Here is a 438-nt window from a genome sequence, read left to right on the forward strand (position 1 = left end):
CAAAGGCGACAAAATGCTGGTTATCGACATTGGTGGCGGCTCGACTGGGTTTGTTATCGGCTTGGGTTTGTAGCTGTTGGCCGTGGGGAGTCTGTTTTTGGGCTGCGTAGCGTGCGGTGTGCGCTTCTTCCGGGATAGGGTGACTGTCAGGGGTTTTTGGGTTGCTGTTTTTGTTGTGCGTGTTGGGGTTTGGTGTGTTGGTTTTGGCTGTGTTCGGGTCTTTGCCTGCGGCGGTTGTATTGTTTGTGTTGGTTTGTGGGGTGGTTGTCGCTTGTGTGGCTGGTGCGATTTTCTGGCTTATTGTTTTTGATGTGTATGTTGTGAGGTTGTGTTCGGGATTGGTGTTGGGGTTTGTTGTGGTGGCGGTGGGGGGTGGGGGGTGCTGGGGGGGGTGGTTAAGCGTTTTTAGGTTGCTTGAGAATAGGGGGTTAGCATATC

Annotated in this window: 1 protein-coding gene; it reads right to left on the reverse strand. The window is 53.0% G+C overall.

Annotated features, from left to right (window positions below):
• The coding region (locus ACTHTQ_RS11435) for a hypothetical protein (protein WP_440363983.1) at positions 1-438 on the reverse strand (438 nt) is incomplete at both ends.

The organism is Neisseria sp. P0020.S003 (assembly GCF_051957095.1).
GTDB lineage: Bacteria > Pseudomonadota > Gammaproteobacteria > Burkholderiales > Neisseriaceae > Neisseria > Neisseria subflava.